This window comes from Chryseobacterium sp. RR2-3-20, from assembly GCF_017808115.1.
GTDB lineage: Bacteria > Bacteroidota > Bacteroidia > Flavobacteriales > Weeksellaceae > Chryseobacterium > Chryseobacterium oryzae.
The window spans coordinates 1-18,993 of sequence record NZ_JADQBD010000055.1; the positions used below are offsets into that span (position 1 = coordinate 1).

Below are 18,993 nucleotides of genomic sequence, written 5' to 3' on the forward strand. Positions count from 1 at the left end.
TCAAGGGGTTCTTTTTTGAAATTAAATGTAAAGCTAAATGTAAAATAGGTATTTAGGCTGTTTCTATTTTTAATAATTTTTATTTAGGACAGTATTGATGTGGAATGGAAAAATAGCGGCGGCTAAATGTGACAAATGTTTCAATTAGCCCTTCACCCCGCATTTTGCCAATACTATGTTATACGACGTTTTTCTTTTCCAAATTATTTATTTTTTCAGCTACTTTTAAACAGTTTTCGTAATTTCCAGAAAGACCAATTAATTCAGTTTCAAATTCGTAAAGTTTTTCTGCAATTTTAGCTGAATCAGATTTTGATTTTACAAGTTTGAGAATTAGTGGTGTATAACCTTGATATTCATCTCTTGGAGCATCATCGTTAATTCCAATTGGATCCCAGTATTCCCATAAAATTTGGTCAATTTGTTGATAAAGATTTAGAAATTTTCCCTTGCTTCTAAATTTTTCTTTTAACTCATTTTTGTCAAGGTTATAATTTCCATTTTCAAGATAATCTTTGCATAATTGAACATTTTTTAGATTTATGTCGTATCCAATTTTTGAATTATCCCAATCGAAAATAACATTACTAATTTCATCTCCATTCCAATCAAAATATTCAGAAGCAATCAGTGAAAAAGCAATAGTAGTCAAATCTTCGCTGCCAAGTTTTCGAGTAATAAAATCATTACATAATTTTATCAAATGTTCTTTCTGAATTTCAAATTCTCCATCATTGATTTGTTGGATATAAACACTAGTTGTATCACATCCAGTTTTTGTTTGGCTATTTTTTACGTCAGATTTTAGTTCATCTATCGTAATTTTATTCTCAAAATATTCTTTTAATTTCTGTTCGGTCATTTTTGGTGAAATGTCGTATAACGGAAAAAGTATTTGCGAAGGGCGGGCTAAATTGGACGAAAAGTTCAATTTCGACCAATCGAAGCGAATGCTTTTTCCACGAAACTAAGTTACAAAAAAATGTGAAGTGGAAAAGCAGGCGCGACTAAATGCAACTAATAGTTCTATTAAAACTTCAACCCCGCCTTTTGCAAATACTATGTTAGCGGAAGTTCCTTTGAATTCAGTCTTATTAACGATTCAAAAAGAGTTTTTTCAAAATCAAGATTTATGAAAGTGTCATAGTCGTATAATTGTTCTTCCATTTTGTTATAGTCAGACACTTCAAATAAAACGGAAAATTTATCATCTAGATTGAAAATATTCAGAGTTAAGTCAAATGAATTGTTTTTTCGGGTAGTTATGTCAAAATCAAAAAGCAATTCTTCCTTGTTATCAAAATCATATTTGAATTCATTACGAATTCTTTCATTTTCAGCGTCCGAATCATTATGGTAAACTATATGTTCAGGTAGTTCTCTAAATTTAAAGGTGCCATTAGATTTTTCAGCAATTATTCTTAATCCTGTGAAAATTTTTATTCTGAATTCAGAAACTTTATTTTCAAAATCAATTTTTTGGTTTTGAAATCTTAATTCGCTTTCCTGCCTTTTTGCAATTGCATCTTTTTGTTTATTTTCCAATTCTATTTCTTTGGTTTCTAAAACTTTAATAAAATCATTCAAATTCATATTCTATATTTTTACAGTAGTGGTATGGAATTTCCGCTAACGGAAAAAGTATTTGCGAAGGGCGGGCTAAATTTAACTGAAAGTTCAATTTCGACCGAACGAAGCAAATTGCTTTTTCAGATTGTTAAATTACAAAAAAATACAATATGAAAAGCAAGTTGCGACTAAATGCATCGGGTTTTCTGTTATGTATTCAACCCCGCCTTTTGCAAATACTATGTTATCTGTAGTTGCTTTATTCATCGAGGTTTTTTGCAATTCTAAATCCAAGATCATCTATTTTAAACGATTTTGGGTGGCTCCTTCTTCGGTTTGTTGCCATTACACTTCTTTCTTCATCATTCCAACCGCCTCCGCAAAAAATTCTGTATGTTCCATAAACAGTTTCATCATAAACATCTGAACACCATTCCCAAATATTTCCTAACATATCGTAAATCCCCCAATTATTTGGCTTTTTTAGTCCAACTTCGTGCGTTTTCTTGTCAGAATTGTTTTTATACCACGCAATTTCTTCCAATTCTCCATACCGAATTGCATTGTTTCCTGCTTTGCAAGAAAATACCCATTCTGCTTCAGTAGGTAATCTAAAACCTTTTTTTGTTCTGTCAAAAACAACATCGGTTTCAGAAAAAATATAGCAGTTTTCTAAATTATATATTTCAGATAACTTGTTGCAAAAATTTACGGCATCAATCCAGGAAACATTTTCAACGGGTAAATTTTCACCAATGAATTCACTCGGATTTTCATTAACAACTTCTGTATAAATTTTTTGTGTTACAGGAAATTTGCTGATTGAGAAAGACTGAATTTTTGTTTTCCATTTTTGCTTAATTCTGTCATCTCTTAATTCAATTTCACCATCTGGGATTGTTACAAAATATTTATCTAAATCTATGATATTCATTTCTTTACACAAAGTTGGTTTGCAATTACAGATAACGGTAAGGGTATTGCCGAAGGCGGGGATTTTTAGCACAAAAGTTCAATCGAAGAACGAATGTTGAACCTTGCACAAATGCCCAATCGAAGCCGTTCAGCCCCGCTTTTGGCAATACCTTGTTAGCTGTTCGCCCTTTTTGTTCGTATGTTGTTTGTCCGCTCATTTGTTCGTGTCGTAGTGCGTTGGCTTGGTAGCTCTTTTGCAGTTTTTGTTTGGCTTTGTGCGTTTGGAAAAACTGCAAATGTGCTACCAAAAGCGTGGGTTATACTCGTGTCATTCGTTGTGATTCAATTTTATTAATGTCTTGTATTGTTATATGATTTATGGCTATTAAACTTTCAAGATGTCCACGGTTTAATAGGTTAATGTTGTTTGACTTTGCTAATATTGTTGCCGATGAACTGTAATCATTGTTGGTTACGGTCACTAAGTTGAATTGTTCTTTAAATTTATCCTCGTAGTAATTCTTTGCAGTACAAATTTCTTGTATCGCTTCGTTTCCAACCAATGATTTTGTTTGCTTGGCTTGTATGAGGTAATTTTCTCCGTTCTTTAAAGCTACAACATCTACACCTTTATCATTGGAATAGGGCGTAAGATAAACTTCAAACCCTTGACTTTTGTATAATGATGCTATGCTTGCTTCAAAAAGATTTGGATGAAGTCTGTCAATGTCCGTTATTGAAAGAGTTTTTGGTTTACTTTCTGTTTTTGTTCCGAATATGTTTCCGAATAATTCGTCTGGTGTCAGTTCTGCTTGTTCTGTCGGGAATAATGTATTGCTTGCTAAAGCTTTTTTATTATTCAATAATGTATCAAGAATTTCATCGAAAGACTTCAACTTGTTTCCTTCTTCATCTTTCATATCATCGGGAAAAACAGCCATTGGATAATATACAAACACATCTTTTTGTTGTCCAATTCGGTAGGCTCTATCCGTTGCCTGTTCTTCCTTTGCAGGATTCCAATGTCTTGTATAATGAATGATGTGATTTGCTTTGGTTACATTTAATCCAACACCTGCTGCAATAGGCGACATAATAATAACATTAAAGCCTTCTTCTGCTTGGAAACGGTCAATTGTTTGTTGTCTGCTTAATTTTGATTTACCTTCCAGTTGTTTTGTAGTAGGCGTATCTCCGTTAATAATGCTTGTAAATATTCCGAAAGTGTCATAAATAATTTTCTGCAACATTTTTTGTGTTTCTCTTCTGTCTGCAAACACAATCACTTTTTCGGATTTTGATTTTATGTCTGCTAAAATGCCTACTGTTGTTTGTAACTTAGATGAACTTGTAATTAGTTCGTCTGTCGTGAATTTTAAAATTTGACTTTCTAACAAATAAGGATGGTCGGATATATCTCTAACTGCCCAAAGTGATTTTAATTTTTGATTTCTTTTATCAGTTCCTTCCAACTCAGAATCGTTAGCCGTTTCAATTTCCTGTTTATATCGGTCTAATTGAGTTGTAGGCATTACTCTTTTAATTCTCGAATTGGCATTATCATATTTTGTAGGTAAATCTTTCGCTACATCGCTTTTTAATCTTCTTTTGATAAAAACTCCAATATTGTTGCGTAGTTGCTCGGTTAGTGCTTTTACATCAGTGTTTTCATCGCTTAACGGTTTTTGGTATTGCTTTGCAAAGTCTTTTGCATTGCCCAAAAGTCCGGGTACTGCAAAATCCATTAAACACCAAATATCCACCAATGTATTTTCCACAGGTGTTCCTGTCATTGCAATTTTAAAATCGGCTTTCAGGGCTTTACTTGCGTTTGTAATAAGCGTTCCTGGTGTTTTTATTTTTTGTGCTTCATCTAATGCAATAACGGCAAAATCAACTAAACCCAAACTAATTTGGTACGACCTTAGCGTTTCATAATTCGTCAAAATTATTTGCTTGAATTGTAGCCGTTTTGCATCTTGCTGATTTTGGATAGGATTGTTTTCTTTTGTTAGAGAAACACCTCCGTATAATTTGCATAACGGTAAATTTTGTGGACTGAAAAATTTCTGATATTCATTTTCCCAATTTTCAAGTAAGCTGACGGGCGCTACAATTAAATAAGGTTTGTTATCATCGCAATGTTGGCAATGCCATTCGATAAAATACAGTAATTGTAATGTCTTTCCCAATCCCATATCATCAGCAAGTAATCCTCCTGCAAAATTTTCTTTGAACAGAGATTGCAACCACGAAACACCTTCTTTTTGGTGTTCTTTTAAACTTATTCCATTATTCAAATTGGGTATTTCGTAAAAACTGTGTTTTAGGTTTTCGGGTAATTCATTTCCATTTGAAAATTCCGTTAGTTCTGCATTTTCTTTAATGATAAGTACTTCGTGGTCTGTTTTCTTTTCCTGTTTTATTGGTTTATTAGGGTTTTCAAATTGCTTTTTTGCAGTTTTAATAAATTTTTCTGCTTCTTCAATTGGAATTTCTGCATTTTCCCACTCAACTGTTTCCTTCTTTTCTTTTACCGCTTTTTCTTTTTGCTCAATAAAGTCATTGAGTTTTTCAGTTGTTTTGAAATAGATTTTCTTCTCTCCGTGAACTTTATCTTTGATTACAATTCCGGGAATCCATTGAGATTTATACGGACTTGCGAAAGGATAAAACTTTGGACTGTAAACGCCAATTTCTTTTACTCGGTCACTATAAAAGACTGTAAAATCAACTTCATCATCATTAAAAAACAATTCTGGATGTTCTATGATTTCTTGAATTGTTTCCCTGTCTGAAACTTTTCTATTGGCTTTTATTTTTTGTAGCTCTGTTTTCTGATTTTCAGAAATTACTACTCTCGTTGTTACTCCATTATTTCCTGATACTGGATACACATCACGAATCATTGGCAATTTGTCAAACGTGTTGGTGAAGCCAATAGCATTATCAATTTCTACGGTTGGGATAATTTCAAAAATGCCGTTGTTGAAATCAACGTCCAATTTGATTTTTTCAAGAATATATAATTCTTGATTGTTTAAAAATTGTTCTAAGGTCAATCCACTCTCTTTTGAAAGTGATTTTAATTCTGATAATTTTTTCAGATTGGTTACATTTCCTTTCTCGCTATCGGATAAGTTGTTGAACTCGTCAATAGCCCGACAAAGCAAATATTGGTTTTCTGAAAGTAGATACTCGTTTTGTTCTACTTGTAAAATTGCTTCATTTCGATTTGTTTTTAATCTTGTTCCGTTTGGTGCAAAATCATAAAATTCATATTTGAACTTAAATGAATTATGTGTTAAAGTTCCGTCCGATTCTACAAAAATCTCATACGGGTAACCATTTGGCAAATCCAATATTTGTTTGTCAATTTCGTTTAATCTTAAAATATCAATACTTTCAATTTCACAAGAATTGTCCGTGTAATCTGCTAAACCATTATCGTGTAACTCGGTTAGAATTGCAAGTTGCGACAAAAATTCTGTTTGTAATTTTCCCCATTCAGAAACAGGAATTTTATTTCCCGATTCGTTTAGAAAGTAGAATAAAAATTTGTTTTTGTCTTGTGTGTATTTTAAAATCATCCAAATATTTTTTTGTTCATCCAACTATTAAACCTTGCTTCCCAAATCTGATTGCCGTCTCGGTGCGTTAGTCTTCCTTCATCGTTAAAATAATCGTAGTAATTATCGCTTTGAATAGCCATCGGCATTGAAGCATTACGCAAATCATCCACACTATTTAGTTGATAGCTTAAACTTGGTTTATATGGACTGTTGATTTTATAAGCGTAAAAGGCGTAGCCTTCGTTGCTGAACTCAATCAACATATAATCTCCAATGTATAATATAAAAGCTGAAACATCTCTTTTGCTCGTTACCGTTTCAAATCTCGCATCTACATATTCGGCTATTCTTTCATCACGTTTCAGTATGCTTTTTGTGTGAAGCGGTCCATAAACCTTAAATGATGATATTTTGGAAGCAAAACGAAGCCAAAATTTCTTTCGTCTTTCATCATTGATGCAGACGTTGAAAAACACATTGATAAATTGTTGTGTAATCCATTCATTTAGAATATTTCTTGCTTCTATGATTTCTCTTCGTTCAATTTCAGTTGCATTCTCAAAAGCTGTCCAATTTGAAACATTACTTGGGTCGCCAATTTGTGTGAAGGCTATTTTTTTTATTTTATCTTGTACTGTTGTAAATTGAGGTTGGTTTGCTTGGATGATAATTTTACTAATCAATCTTTTGTTAGTAATAGAACTGTTATGTGTTAGTAATACTTCATTCAGATTGTCAATTTCGTCTGATATTCTGTTTTTATTTCTTTCATAATAAGTTACAATGACCTTTGAAAAATAAGTATAAGCCAACCACGATTCAGGAACGCCCAATATTTTTGTAGCTTCTTGAATTGGTTTATTGAGTTTAGCAATGGTATCGCCTAAAATTAAATCTCCATTTTTTGTATTGAAGTAATGCTTATTGTTTTTGAAAGAAATTAATGTGCTTCTGTTTCCTGAATAGTTTTCTAATTTTCTTGCAATGAATTGTTCTAATTGCTCTAATGATTTTGGATATTTAGCTTCCCAATTTCTCAAAAAACAATCTATCAAACCCACTAAAAATGAATCTCGCCAATTTGAATCTAATACCGTTAAAGCATATTTTAACTCATTTTCATTGCTGAAAATTGGTAATGAATTTTGTTCTGAATAATTTAAAGAATAAGTAAGTGTTCTTAATTCCCTACGCTCAAAACTTGTATTGTTATTATTAATGGATTTTTTAAACTTTCTAAAAACTTGTGGAATCAGATTGTCTCCCGAAAATGAAAATGAACTTGCTCCAATTTCTTCTGTTATTTTTTGAAGTTTATCAATTCGATGGTCGTTCAGCGATGCAAGAGTAATCGGAATAATCTTTTGTGCCGACTGCTGAAATGTAGTCGGTGAAAAATGAAATTGTAATATGTCTTGCGTAGTCGGCATATTAGTTTCTTCTTCCGTTTAATTTGCTAAGTTGTTCCGTTAGTTCTTCCAAAATATCTTCTTGTTTAGAAGATGCTCCTGCAAGTGATTCGGCTGTTTTGGTCAAAGCATCAGTGTATTTGCCTAAATAGGTTTCAAGACTTCCGCTAACCGTATTTTGATAATCTTTCAATCCTGTTGTGATTTTACCAAAAATGTCCTGCAATCCTTTTTCAATAATCTCAAACTTCTGTGCGTAGTCGGCAGAAACTCCTTTTGCAGTTTCTAATGATTTTTGTATTTCTGTAATTGTGTTTGAGTTGTTTTGCAAGAATTGATTTGAGTGTTTTGAAAATTCATTTTGTGATTCTCCAAATCTACTTGATGATGTATTAATTTCCTGCGACACGTTTCTGAATACGGAAATAACTTTTTCTAATTCTGTTTGAGCTTGATTAAGTTTTGAAATACTGCTGTTTACTTCAGTGGAAAGTCCATTCATCTTTTCAATGCTTGTATTGAAAGCACTTAAAAGGTTTTCGGAAATTTGAAGGTTTTTAGATTGTTCGGTTAATAAGGTTTGTTGTCCTGATTGTAAGTCTCCAACTTTGCTTCGCAAAATTTCGCTCATATCCTCAACTTGCTTTCTCATTTGGTTGGTAGATTCTTCCGATTGAGAAAGTGTTTGTTTTGAAATTTGTTGAACCACCTCTTGCAGTCCCCTGAAATTTTCATTGAGGTTGTCGGTCATATTTTGCAATTTCATTGGGAAATCTGTCAATGAACCGCCTGCTTGTCCAAGCAATCCTGCTAAACGTTCCATTTCGTTTTTGGTATCTCCGCTCATTGAAGTTTTAAACTCTTCAATCATTTTGCCCATAGATTCCTGCAATTCTTTTACAATATTTTGAGTCATATCGGTTGCAGGGTCTTTGAGCTTGTTGCCCAAACTTTCAATTTCAGCTTTTACCAATTTCAATTCGGCTACCACACCTTCGGTTGGATTATTCAAAATTTGTTCAAACCCTGCTGAAATTGTCAAAGCTAAATCAGAAGAAAAGGTTTGTAAAGAAGTTGATTGCTTTTGGGATTCCTTGTAAATATCACGAAACACATTTCCCGGTTTAATTGTATTTCCGTTTTCATCAGTCGAAGCAAAATCGTTTCTTAGTTCTTTAATGGCTTCAATTAAGTTGTTGATTGCTTGTGTTTCTTCGCTCAAAACACCTTCTTCCAATTTTTTCTTTTTGATGTTTGTCCAAAAAGAGAAACCAACCAATAAAGCCACTCCAAAGATTGATACAAGGAAAGCTGTCTTCAATCCGTTCATCAATTCGGGAATACTCTTTTCAATATTGTTGCTGTCAAAATTCCACAAACCAATAGCAATACCTAAAAATGTAAATAAGATTCCGAGAGTAGGGAATAAGTGAGGAATAAAATCAAATAAATGCTCATTGGTGTTTTCTTTCGTTCGCTTATTGATATAGAAAGCTGCCCAAATGGCAACAATTAAGATTATTCCGATTCCAAATATTATTTCAAAACTCATTATTCGTTTATGTTTTTAAGTGCTTCGTTTATGATTGCTTCACTTGTAGTTACTATTCTAAATTCAACTCTTCTTGATTTGTCATTGTCAATCGGCTGTTTACTGTCGAAAGAAATTTTATAATCTTTATCAACTGTACGACCATAAGAAAGCCCATTGGCTGTAAGCCAATATTGCAATCTTTCTTTTTCGGTGGGTTGTAAATTGATAAAACAGTTTTGAGAACGTAAAAACGCTAATACATTTCTTCCCCTGTCTTGTGAAAGCTTCATATTGTCAATGTAAGGGTCGCCCGAAAGTCCGATTGGTTTAGTATCGGTGTGCCCTTCAATTCTGATTTCTGCAATTTTATCTTTGTATTTTTCCTGCAATACAACGGAAAGATATTTTGGAAGAAAATCCGTTAAGATGGTTTGAAAATGTGGCGTAATGTCAGATTTCCCAGTCGGAAAAAGCACTTGCGGATTCGTAAATTTTATAGACAAGTCATTGTCAAGTTTCAAATCCCATTTTGCAAAATCGTCTTTAAATGCCTGATTTAACTCGTTGTATAACGCAACTTTTGACTCCTCGTAGTCTTTGAATATTTGATTCTGTTCTTTTTGTCGTTTTTCTACCAATGCCATATATGAAATGGACATAAATAGAAAAATTACCATTAAAACCGTCATAAGGTCGGCTAAGGGAATCCAATGGCTTTCTTTCTTTGTTCCTGACATTTATTTCTATATGCTAATTTGCTTTTATTGATAATTAAGAGTTGACTATTTTATATTTTGTCTTTAAAATAGATTAAATCACAAATGTCGTTATAGATTTTATAGCAACATTACGGTTTCCCGTATTCGTGTCAGTTGATGTGTATTGGTGCGGTTGGGGCAAAAGCAAATGTGCTGCAAAGCATTGGCTTTGTGCGTTGGGATGCAGCTCTTTTGATTTTGCCGAAGCGTTGGCTTGTTTGGTCATTTGTCCGTCTGTTGATTTATGCACTGTCGCTTGTTTAGGGTGACAGCTAACGGGAAAGGGCTTTGCGAGGTGCGGGCTACTGCAACCGAAAGTCGGGAGGAGAACCAATCTCTAGCAAAAACCATTTTCATTTTTTCAAATTTACAAAAAAAATGAAATGGTTTTTTGCGGGTACTTTCTATAATTTCTCTGAGATTTCCTTCAACCCCGCATCTTGCAAAACCCATGTTATATGCCGTATTTCTTATTCTTCTATTTTTATTAATTCTAATTTTTGATTTTGGGTATCCAATTTTAAAATCATTTTTAATACATTAATCTCGTTATTTGCTTTGTCATTAAAAGAAAAACTAAGATATAAAGAATTGCTTTTTTCACTGAAAGAACTTGAAGCACCTGATAAAATTACAGACTTTGAATTTAAATACTTTGTTTTCAAATCGTTGAACATAAGTTTTTCTTTGTTATCAATAACAAGGTTTTTTGTTATTTCATTATTTTCTAAATTACTGAAATATTTCCCAATTTCATTTGAAATTTCTAACATTTTGGGATTTAGTTTGGAAGTTGAAAAATACCTATTCCTGTTAAAAATATTATTATCTTCTAAATTCCAAATGTCATTTAGTCTTGAAACTTGTTGAATTTTGTATTCTGGGTCTATTATAACTTTCTTAATATTATTCGTATCAAGAATTTCAGAATTTTTGTTGGAAATTTTTATAATTTTTTTTGTTACCAAGTTATCTTTAGAAGTGTTCTCAATTTCTAAATTATATATTTTTTCAGAGTTTGAGTTAATACAGAATTTTGACTTATCACACTCGCTAAAATAAAAGTCAGGAATTTTATCTGTGAATAATGTTTCGTAACCTCTTGATTGTAGGAAGAAGTTTAATTCATCTAAACTTGTAGTTCTGTCATCTTTCTTATACTTATAAAAATCACCAATTACATTGATAAAATTTACATCGTTTTTTTGTTTTGAATAAAGATAAAGTGGTAATAAGTTATAAGAAAATAAATTTTTTTCACTTTTTTCCAAATTTTGATTGGCAAATCCTCCAAAGGATTTTTTTCCTTCGGTTATAAATTGCTTATAGCCAATTAAATCTTCAAAGTATTTGTTGAAATTGTCAGAATGATATGTTGCTTTTAAATATTCAAAAGCAAGGAATTCTGCCAATGCCTCTGTTAAAGAATTTTCTTTGAATATAATTCCATCCCCTCCAAACCAAATATGGGCAATCTCGTGCGAAATGGTTGTTCTAGGTGCGTTATTTTTGAATATGGCGCTATTGTAAATTATAATGTTTTCATTAGTTACACTTGGTCCATTTATAGGCGCAAAAATGATTTTTGGTTTTTCTTTTTTTCCCAAAAGATTAGTATAAAATTCAAAAGATTTAGAAATTCCTTCTGTTGCTTTTTTTATTTCTTCCAATAGTCCGCTTTCTTTTTCAAGATAGTAAATTTGAAATCCATTAACCTCAAAATTTTTAAATTTTCCTGCAACAATAATTGGTGGTGCAATATATTTTCGTTGCAAATCTTCTGCTGTCGGAAAAATAACATTATGGTTTTTTGAAGAGATAGTTAGGTAGAATTTTTTTTCTTTTAAAAAGTCAGGTTTTTCCAATCCTAAATATCTTAAAGTTGTAATAAAGAAATCGTCATTTATATTAGATTTGTCAGTATTTACTTCATAGTCAAATTTATTGCCAATTTCATAACTTTTATATTTTGAAGTTTCATTACTTAAAAATTTTAAAGAGTTAGGTAAAGTAATATAGTTTGGAAAGACTACGATATTTTTTTTTGAAGAAAATGTTTCAGAAATTTTTAAATTATTATTTTCATCAATTATTATTTTAGCATTTACATTTTTTTGTGCTAAAATTATTATAAAATTTATTGAAAAAAACAGTGTTAAAATTTTGCTTATCATTCCTTTTGACGGGTTTTGGTTTAATATGGCATATAACGGAAAGGGGCTTTGCGAGGTGCGGGCTACTGCAACCGGAAGTGGAGAGGAGGACGAAACGCTAGCAAAAACTTTTTCCATTTTTTAAAATTACAAAAAAACTAAAAAATGGAAAAGTTTTTTGCGGGTATTTTCTGAAAACTTTCTAAGAACACCTTCAACCCCGCATCTTGCAAAACCCATGTTAGCAGAAGTTTTTTTTTAAGTATTTTTATTCCTCACAATGCTTAATGAATGGTAGATTCCAAAACTTCTTTGCATTATTTAATAAGTTTTCATTTTCAAAAATGACATTTTTTGTTCTCAAAGCAACTATTTGAAATTCTGCTATAATATCATTAATATATTTTTCCAAAAGTTCATCAGAATCTAATCCAGTTTTTTGAAATTGTTCATAATGTTTTCTGACATTATTTTGCAAAAGATAATTTTTTAATTCAATATCTTCTATTTCATTTCCAATTAAAAAAAATGCCATCAATACTTCGCGGAAATCATCTTCACTTTTCAATTTGTAATATCCAAGATATTTATCATTCGTATTTTTGTCAAATAATTTCACGAAAATATTTTTTAGTATAATATTGTTTTCCGATTCTTTCCGCTTTTCATAATTATAACATAAAAATAAATGACCAAATTCATCACTTCTCACATCACTGTTTAATGAACAAAAGTCAAACATATAAATCATTGTTAATTCTTCTTGCTTCTTTTGAAATCTATCCCAAAATATTGATTCCAAGCGTTTTGTCCAACCTTTTTTAAATTTTTCAAATTCAATCGTTTTCATAATCAACTTTTTTGAGTTAATAACAAATAATTATTTATGATATCATTACAGTAGACATTCCGATTAGGTCTATTTGCCATAGGATGATATGTATTAAAAACAATCAATTCTTTATTAACACTGAAGTCAACTCCTAAATCGGAGGTTTTTATATAAATTGTTTCAGATAGGTTTTGTTTTATCTCTTTAATATCTTCTCTTAAAACAGGTAAAGAATTTCCAGTACTATTAATAATAATTGTTGGTTGATATATTTTTATTTGTTCCAAAATAACATCTTTATAAAGAAGGTAATAGTTTTCTAAAGTCTTAAAATCAATTTTTGATCCTCCTGGAGTTTTCTTTACGTTGATAAATGCAATTTCTTCAAGGACTTTTGCATGTTCTGGATTAATATCTATTGAAAATTCTTCAGAATATTTTTTTTGATTAAGTATTCCATAAGTAATGTAGATGATGTTTTCAAAAGTGTTTCTAAAAGCACCTAAATTACCATTGCTAATCTCCTTTAACTCTTTTCTCCAATCTTGTTTTTCCTCATAGCTATTAGGATCCTTTAATATCCATAATATTTTTAAAGGATTTGCAGAATACTTTTCAAAATTAATGATTCCATCTACGAAAGCATTTTCATCGATTTGATAAATTTTTTCATCTAATTTTTTTTGGAAATCATAAAATGATTCCGCTTCATTAATTACATTAATGTCCATAAAGTTTAAATTTATATTCGCCTACTATTTAGGATTATCGGCATATTCCTCTTTGAAACAGTGTAGTTGTATAAAATTTCTGCTAACGGAAAAAGTATTTGCGAAGGGCGGGCTAAATTGGACGAAAAGTTCAATTTCGACCGAACGAAGCAAATTGCTTTTTCAGATTGTTAAATTACAAAAAAATACAATATGAAAAGCAAGTTGCGACTAAATGCAACTAATAGTTCTATTATTCCTTCAACCCCGCCTTTTGCAAATACTATGTTACCTGCAGTTTCTTTCAGAAAGCGTATCCAAAGGCGAAACCTAAAGCAGGATAAAATTTACTGTTTTTATAATCTAAATCATATCCGTTTCCAATTCCAGCATAATATCTGAAAATAAAATGATTTCCTAATGGTAACTGTTGTCCAAATTGAACTTCATTCAGCCAACTTTTTCCAACTTGTGGACTGTAATAGTCTGTTCCGCTAAAATAAAATTTAGTTTGGTATGCAATAAATGTTCCAGAGTTATTTTTTAAAGAATGTCCTTTTTCTTCACGTCTTTCTCTACTTAAATAATATCTTACTTGACCTCTTGCAAAAATACTATTACTGTTTTTACTCCACTCATATGAAATTCCATTATGCCAAAAATCGGTAATTCCGCCCCAACCCAAGTTAATGTCCGCTAGAAATTTGTCACTTAACGGAATTTCGGTTCCAAGAGATATTCCTTGTAGCCCAAGTTCAATTTTGTAATTGTTTTCCAATTTAGTTTGTGCATTTGTGATTTGTGAGAATAAAATCACACCTAAAGTTAAAAAAAATCTTTTCATTGAATTATAATTATTTGATTTTCAATTTTGTACGAAATTTGTTTTGAAATTGCAGGTAACGGTTCGGGGCTTTGCGATGGTGGGGCAATCGAAGCAAAAATCTTCAATTTTGTACAAAAGTTGAACCGAAGAAATACCGTTGAACTTTGCAGTTTCGCCCCACTATCGCAAAACCCTTGTTACCTGCTGTGTTGTTTTCGGTTACACATTTTCTATTACGAATTTAACGATTTTGTCTTTACGTTGTTGGATAAGTTCTTTTGTCCAAGTTGCACTTTCAGCCGTCATTTTTTGTATTTCTCGTTGTTGTTCCAAATGGTTGTAACTATTGCGTTTTTCGGCAAATGGTTTGTTACCAACTGAACAATTATGTGATTTAGAAAGCAACAAATAATTTCCTAAACAATTGATGTATTGATTTACAAATTCCTCGTCATAACTGTCATAACCTGTTTCTGGATTTTCAGTTTGCGGTGCAATATGTTCCAATTCTGGTTTTTCAATTTTGTCAAATCGAGTAGGCGAATAACCACTTTTACCTTGTCCTTCCAAATGGTTTTCGTATTTCCAAAGTAAATATTTTGCAGTTGTATGATTTATTCCGCCTTGAATTGAACGCTCCAATTCTTTGTTTCCCCAATAAGACCACCACCAATCTTGTGTAGTTTTCATCCAATCAATTCTTACATTTATTGGTGTGATGTCAGGATTTTCAGAAGTGAATTTTTGGTAAACATCATTTAAACGTGACGTAATTTCTGCTCTTGTTCCGATTAATCTGTGTCGCAAAACCATTGTTTCTAACTTGCTACAAAGCAAATTGATTTGACTTATTGGCAAACCAAATTTATATGCTTTGATAATGAAAGGCATTGCAATACCAATTCCGCCAAGTGTTACAAGCGAATGAATTTCTAAATTTTCTCTTTCGTCTTTGCTGAAAAATGTTGTTAGATGTTCAAAACTTATAGCAAGTGATTGAGTAAACGATTTGATAAATGGAAGTGGGTTTGCTTCTGATAACAACTTATTTATTTTGTCGATTGCATTTGTTTCCCAAAGTGAATTGAAATGAACACGAAGTGTATAAACCAAAACATCATCTTCGTTAATTCTGTATTCAATTGATGAAATTGATTTGTAAATTTCTTCAAATCGGTCTTTGATTTCTTTTATCAGACTTTCTTTTTCTTCGCCACCGTAAAGATGAACGTTGAACATAAATTGAGCCTTGATAATTTCCAAATTTGAAGGTTTTTTACCTCTGTTGTTTTGGAAAATGAACATTTGAATTGCTTCCGATGCGTCTTTTACTGGATGTGTTGTGCAAGATGCGTTTTGAACTGTATCCAACATTTTTAATAAATAAGTTTCGTCTTTTTCGGCAAGTTGTGAAGTGAAAAAGTCAAAAGCAATCGCAATACGTTTTGCAGAAACGGTTTTTATTCCATTTCTGTCTTTTTTGCTTTGGTCGATTACACAATCTTTGAAAAATCTATCGTCATAATCAACCGTTTCAAAACGATAGGTTGAGTTTCGTTTAATAATGTCTTCAAACGTTTCTTGTTCGGTTTCGTTTAAAGATCGGATTTGTTTTAGTCTGCTGAATAATGCTGATAAGAAAATAACGATTGTTGTCATTCGCTGTTGTCCGTCAATTATTCCAAACTTTTTTTCGTCTTTTTCTTCAAATAGAAAGTGTCCGAAATAGTATTTTGATTTAGTCGAACTTTTATTGTAGTCTTCCAAGTCAGATAAAAACACGTTTGTCTGTTTTGGCGAATTTGCTTTTTCAAGTTCTGTGTCCCAAGAATATGCTCTTTGATATGTCGGCACAAAAATTTTGTTGCCTGCCAACATTTGTTTTATAGTTGTAGATGCTTCCATTAAATGAATTTAGGATTAAAAATATCAAAGGTGGCGAAGCCACCTCTGATAAATGATTTTTACATTGCTGGTTGGTGTTTTTTTGTCGGACTTTTTGAGCAAGAACCCGAACATAAACTTGTTAAGCTAGAATACTTACTGCCACAACATTTACAAACGTATTGCGATTTTTCAGAACCTTCATAAAGTCCGTGTTTCTTTCCTTCAGGATTTTTTGAGCAAGAGCCTGATGTTAAACTTGTCACGCTGGAATATTTACTCCCGCACCATTTGCAATAAAAGTTAGCCATATTAATTTTGGTTTTTCATTTGTGCTTACTCTTTTCGGTTTTCAGCTTTCCCCGTTAGTTCTGCAAATGTCGATTGTCAGTCGGTCAAACTGTGTCGTTTTGGACGGTCGCTCTGAACATAGCAGGTAACGGTTTGCAGCTTGGCGAAGTGGCGGAAATCGAAGCACAAATGTTCAGTTTTGTACAAAAGTTCAATCGAAGAACTGCCGTTGAATTTAGCACTGAACCCGCCATTTTGCCAAACTGCTGTTAGGCGTAGTTTTTTATTTCAGTTTGTCTTTTACTTCGTTACAATTTTGTTCTATTGTTTTGCAAATTTCATCTATTGTTACAGAAGTCTTTTTATTTTCAGAAAACGGTTCGCCAAATAAGTTAGCTAACTTATTAATTGTCAAAAATGCTGTACTAATAATTACCATTATTGGAATAGCCAAAAACTCAAATCCACTGTCTTCGCCACCCAAGTCAATGTCGCCAATAAATAATGGAATAAGTATGACATAAAAGCTCACAATTATTTTGGTAAATGCACTGTAAATCATCAAAAAAGGTGTGTTCTTTATTCTTTCAGCTTTTCCTTGAATGTCATAAAACCGATTGATATGTTGCATTAAATCTCCTTTTTCAATGTTTGCTTTTGAAGTAAAATTGTCTTCAATTCGCTTTGTGATTGCCACCAATATTTCGTTTGAAATTTTATTTTCACTATTTATTTTAAACTCGTTTAGAATTGCAATTGCTTCTTCGTTAAAAGTGGGTTTAAAATTGTTGTGCATTTCATTTTTTAATTGACGAATGTATAAAATGCTCAATTCAATTAATTTGTGGGCTTCAAGTTTGAAATATTGTTGTTGGATTTCCTTTAAATTCTCATTATTACTATAATACGCATATATTTTTGCAACAAAACTTCGAGTGTTATTCGTTAGTTCTCCAAAAATTTTTCGGGCTTCCCACCATCTGTCATAAGCCGAATTCATTCTGAAACCCAAGAAAAAAGCAACTGCAAGTCCAAATACAGAACCTATTTGACCTGAAATTTTGTAAATGTGGTCGCCAAAATATTCTTCAAGCCCAAGCACAATAATTGCATAAACCGTTGTGATGATTAAATACGGTGTTGCAATTTTTAGTAATTGAAGTAAGCCTTGCTTTTCTGTTTTTATCATATGTTAGTCGTCTTTATCTTTTTCATCATTATTATTTTCTATCGCAGGAATACTGTTTCCGCTTCTTATTTCTGTGTGTCTTATTTCTCCACCAGTTGTTCCTGTCTGTTTGCCAAAAAACAGTACTACAAATGCAAATACTAATGTCACAATTGCAATAATATTTGAAAATGTTTTTTGTTTAAAGCTTGCCCAAAGTCCAAGTAAAGAAATGCTACCTAAAATATAAGAAAGCAAAGCAAATGTTTCGGCTGTTTCTTCGTGGCTTTCAATATAATTTTCGGTTACTCCATTTATTTTTTCTACAATCTCTTCTGCACCTTCGCCAGTTGTCATTGCTGCTATTGAAGCTAATGCACCGAGAATAAAAATCATAAATGCCGTTCGCTTTACCGCTTCCGATTTTGAAATGAGTCCTGTAATCATTACGATTACTCCCACGATAGGGAAAATGATGGGTAAATGATTTACCACTAAATGCCAATGTGCTCCGTTCATAATTATTTAATTTTTAAAATTATACTCTAACTCCGAATATATAACCAACTAATGCAGATAACCCCATAGCGATTGTCCCCCAAATGGTAATTCGCAAAATTGCTTTTGGAATACTTGAACCACCCGTTTTTGCTGCTAATGCTCCTAAAATTATTAGAAAAACGATAGTTGAACCATATAACCAATATTCCATTCCTTTGACTGGTGCAAAAAGAATGACCAAAAGAGGCAATACTCCACCCACCGTAAACGCAGTCCCTGACGCTAGCGCAGCTTGAATAGGATTTGCTTGACTAATTTCGTTGATACCTAATTCATCTCTAATGTGCGTTCCTAAAGCATCTTTTTCTGTCAATTCAATGGCTACTTGCATTGCCGTTTCTTTTTTTAGTCCTCGTTTCTCATAGATTTGAGCCAAAATATTAAGTTCTTCTTTCGGCATTTCTCTCAATTCTTTAATTTCTCTTTCAATGTCTGCTTTTTCGGTGTCTGTTTGTGAGCTTACCGATACATATTCACCTGCTGCCATAGATAACGCACCAGCAACAAGTCCAGCAACTGTTGCCAACACAATTGGCTCTCTTGTAGAACTTGCCGCAGCAACTCCAATTGCAAGACTTGAAATTGAAATAATTCCATCATTTGCACCAAGCACCGCAGCTCTCAACCAATTGCTTCGGTGTATATAATGATTGTCTAAATAGTTGTCGATTGTTATCATATACTTTGTTTATGTACGGTGTCTGTAAAATTACGCCTAACGGAAAAAGTATTTGCGAAGGGCGGGCTAAATTGGACGAACGGTTCAATTTCGAACAACCGAAGCGAATGCTTTTTCGTGGAACTAAACTAC

The 18,993-nt window shown here is 32.2% G+C and carries 16 protein-coding genes; all 16 read right to left on the reverse strand.

Annotation, left to right across the window (positions count from 1 at the left end):
- Positions 1-178: 178 nt before the first annotated feature.
- The 16 genes from IV513_RS11865 to IV513_RS11940 all read right to left on the reverse strand — a co-directional run bounded on the left by IV513_RS11865 (position 179) and on the right by IV513_RS11940 (position 18,861).
- Positions 179-862 carry a hypothetical protein gene (locus tag IV513_RS11865; RefSeq protein ID WP_209390783.1) on the reverse strand — a complete coding sequence of 228 codons (684 nt, stop codon included), beginning with the start codon at positions 860-862 and terminating at the stop codon, positions 179-181.
- Positions 863-1,059: 197 nt separating this feature from the next.
- Positions 1,060-1,593 (reverse strand): hypothetical protein, encoded by a 534-nt coding sequence (locus tag IV513_RS11870; protein ID WP_209390784.1) that lies wholly within the window; start codon positions 1,591-1,593, stop codon positions 1,060-1,062.
- Between the two features lie 235 nt (positions 1,594-1,828).
- Positions 1,829-2,503, reverse strand: coding sequence for an SUMF1/EgtB/PvdO family nonheme iron enzyme (locus IV513_RS11875; RefSeq protein ID WP_209390785.1), 675 nt, complete (start codon positions 2,501-2,503; stop codon positions 1,829-1,831).
- A gap of 298 nt (positions 2,504-2,801) precedes the next feature.
- Positions 2,802-6,074, reverse strand: a complete 3,273-nt coding sequence (locus IV513_RS11880; RefSeq protein WP_209390786.1) for an SNF2-related protein — start codon at positions 6,072-6,074, stop codon at positions 2,802-2,804.
- Complete coding sequence (locus tag IV513_RS11885) at positions 6,071-7,486, reverse strand: EH signature domain-containing protein (protein WP_209390787.1); 1,416 nt, start codon at positions 7,484-7,486, stop codon at positions 6,071-6,073. The genes IV513_RS11880 and IV513_RS11885 overlap by 4 nt, the downstream gene beginning before the upstream one ends.
- A 1-nt stretch (position 7,487) precedes the next feature.
- Positions 7,488-9,017 carry a methyl-accepting chemotaxis protein gene (locus IV513_RS11890; protein ID WP_209390788.1) on the reverse strand — a complete coding sequence of 510 codons (1,530 nt, stop codon included), beginning with the start codon at positions 9,015-9,017 and terminating at the stop codon, positions 7,488-7,490.
- Positions 9,017-9,736 carry an OmpA family protein gene (locus IV513_RS11895; RefSeq protein ID WP_209390789.1) on the reverse strand — a complete coding sequence of 240 codons (720 nt, stop codon included), beginning with the start codon at positions 9,734-9,736 and terminating at the stop codon, positions 9,017-9,019. Before IV513_RS11895 ends, IV513_RS11890 begins: the two co-directional genes overlap by 1 nt.
- A 73-nt stretch (positions 9,737-9,809) precedes the next feature.
- Positions 9,810-10,007, reverse strand: coding sequence for a hypothetical protein (locus tag IV513_RS11900; protein ID WP_209390790.1), 198 nt, complete (start codon positions 10,005-10,007; stop codon positions 9,810-9,812).
- Between the two features lie 220 nt (positions 10,008-10,227).
- Positions 10,228-12,048, reverse strand: a complete 1,821-nt coding sequence (locus IV513_RS11905; RefSeq protein ID WP_209390791.1) for a hypothetical protein — start codon at positions 12,046-12,048, stop codon at positions 10,228-10,230.
- A 130-nt stretch (positions 12,049-12,178) separates the two neighbouring features.
- Positions 12,179-12,760, reverse strand: a complete 582-nt coding sequence (locus IV513_RS11910) for a hypothetical protein (protein ID WP_209390792.1) — start codon at positions 12,758-12,760, stop codon at positions 12,179-12,181.
- A 2-nt stretch (positions 12,761-12,762) separates the two neighbouring features.
- Positions 12,763-13,473: a hypothetical protein gene (locus tag IV513_RS11915; protein WP_209390793.1), complete on the reverse strand. Its 711-nt coding sequence runs from the start codon at positions 13,471-13,473 to the stop codon at positions 12,763-12,765.
- 283 nt (positions 13,474-13,756) lie between these two features.
- The gene (locus IV513_RS11920) at positions 13,757-14,296 is read right to left on the reverse strand and encodes a hypothetical protein (protein WP_209390794.1); all 540 of its coding nucleotides are present in this window, start codon (positions 14,294-14,296) and stop codon (positions 13,757-13,759) included.
- 201 nt (positions 14,297-14,497) lie between these two features.
- Entirely contained in the window at positions 14,498-16,183 is a 1,686-nt protein-coding gene (locus IV513_RS11925) for a DUF262 domain-containing protein (RefSeq protein WP_209390795.1), read from the reverse strand.
- A gap of 553 nt (positions 16,184-16,736) precedes the next feature.
- Entirely contained in the window at positions 16,737-17,642 is a 906-nt protein-coding gene (locus IV513_RS11930; protein ID WP_209390796.1) for a bestrophin family ion channel, read from the reverse strand.
- Positions 17,643-17,645: 3 nt separating this feature from the next.
- Positions 17,646-18,140 carry a hypothetical protein gene (locus IV513_RS11935; protein WP_209390797.1) on the reverse strand — a complete coding sequence of 165 codons (495 nt, stop codon included), beginning with the start codon at positions 18,138-18,140 and terminating at the stop codon, positions 17,646-17,648.
- Positions 18,141-18,159: 19 nt separating this feature from the next.
- On the reverse strand, positions 18,160-18,861 hold the full coding sequence (locus tag IV513_RS11940) for a VIT family protein (RefSeq protein WP_209390798.1): 702 nt from the start codon (positions 18,859-18,861) through the stop codon (positions 18,160-18,162).
- Positions 18,862-18,993: the final 132 nt, after the last annotated feature.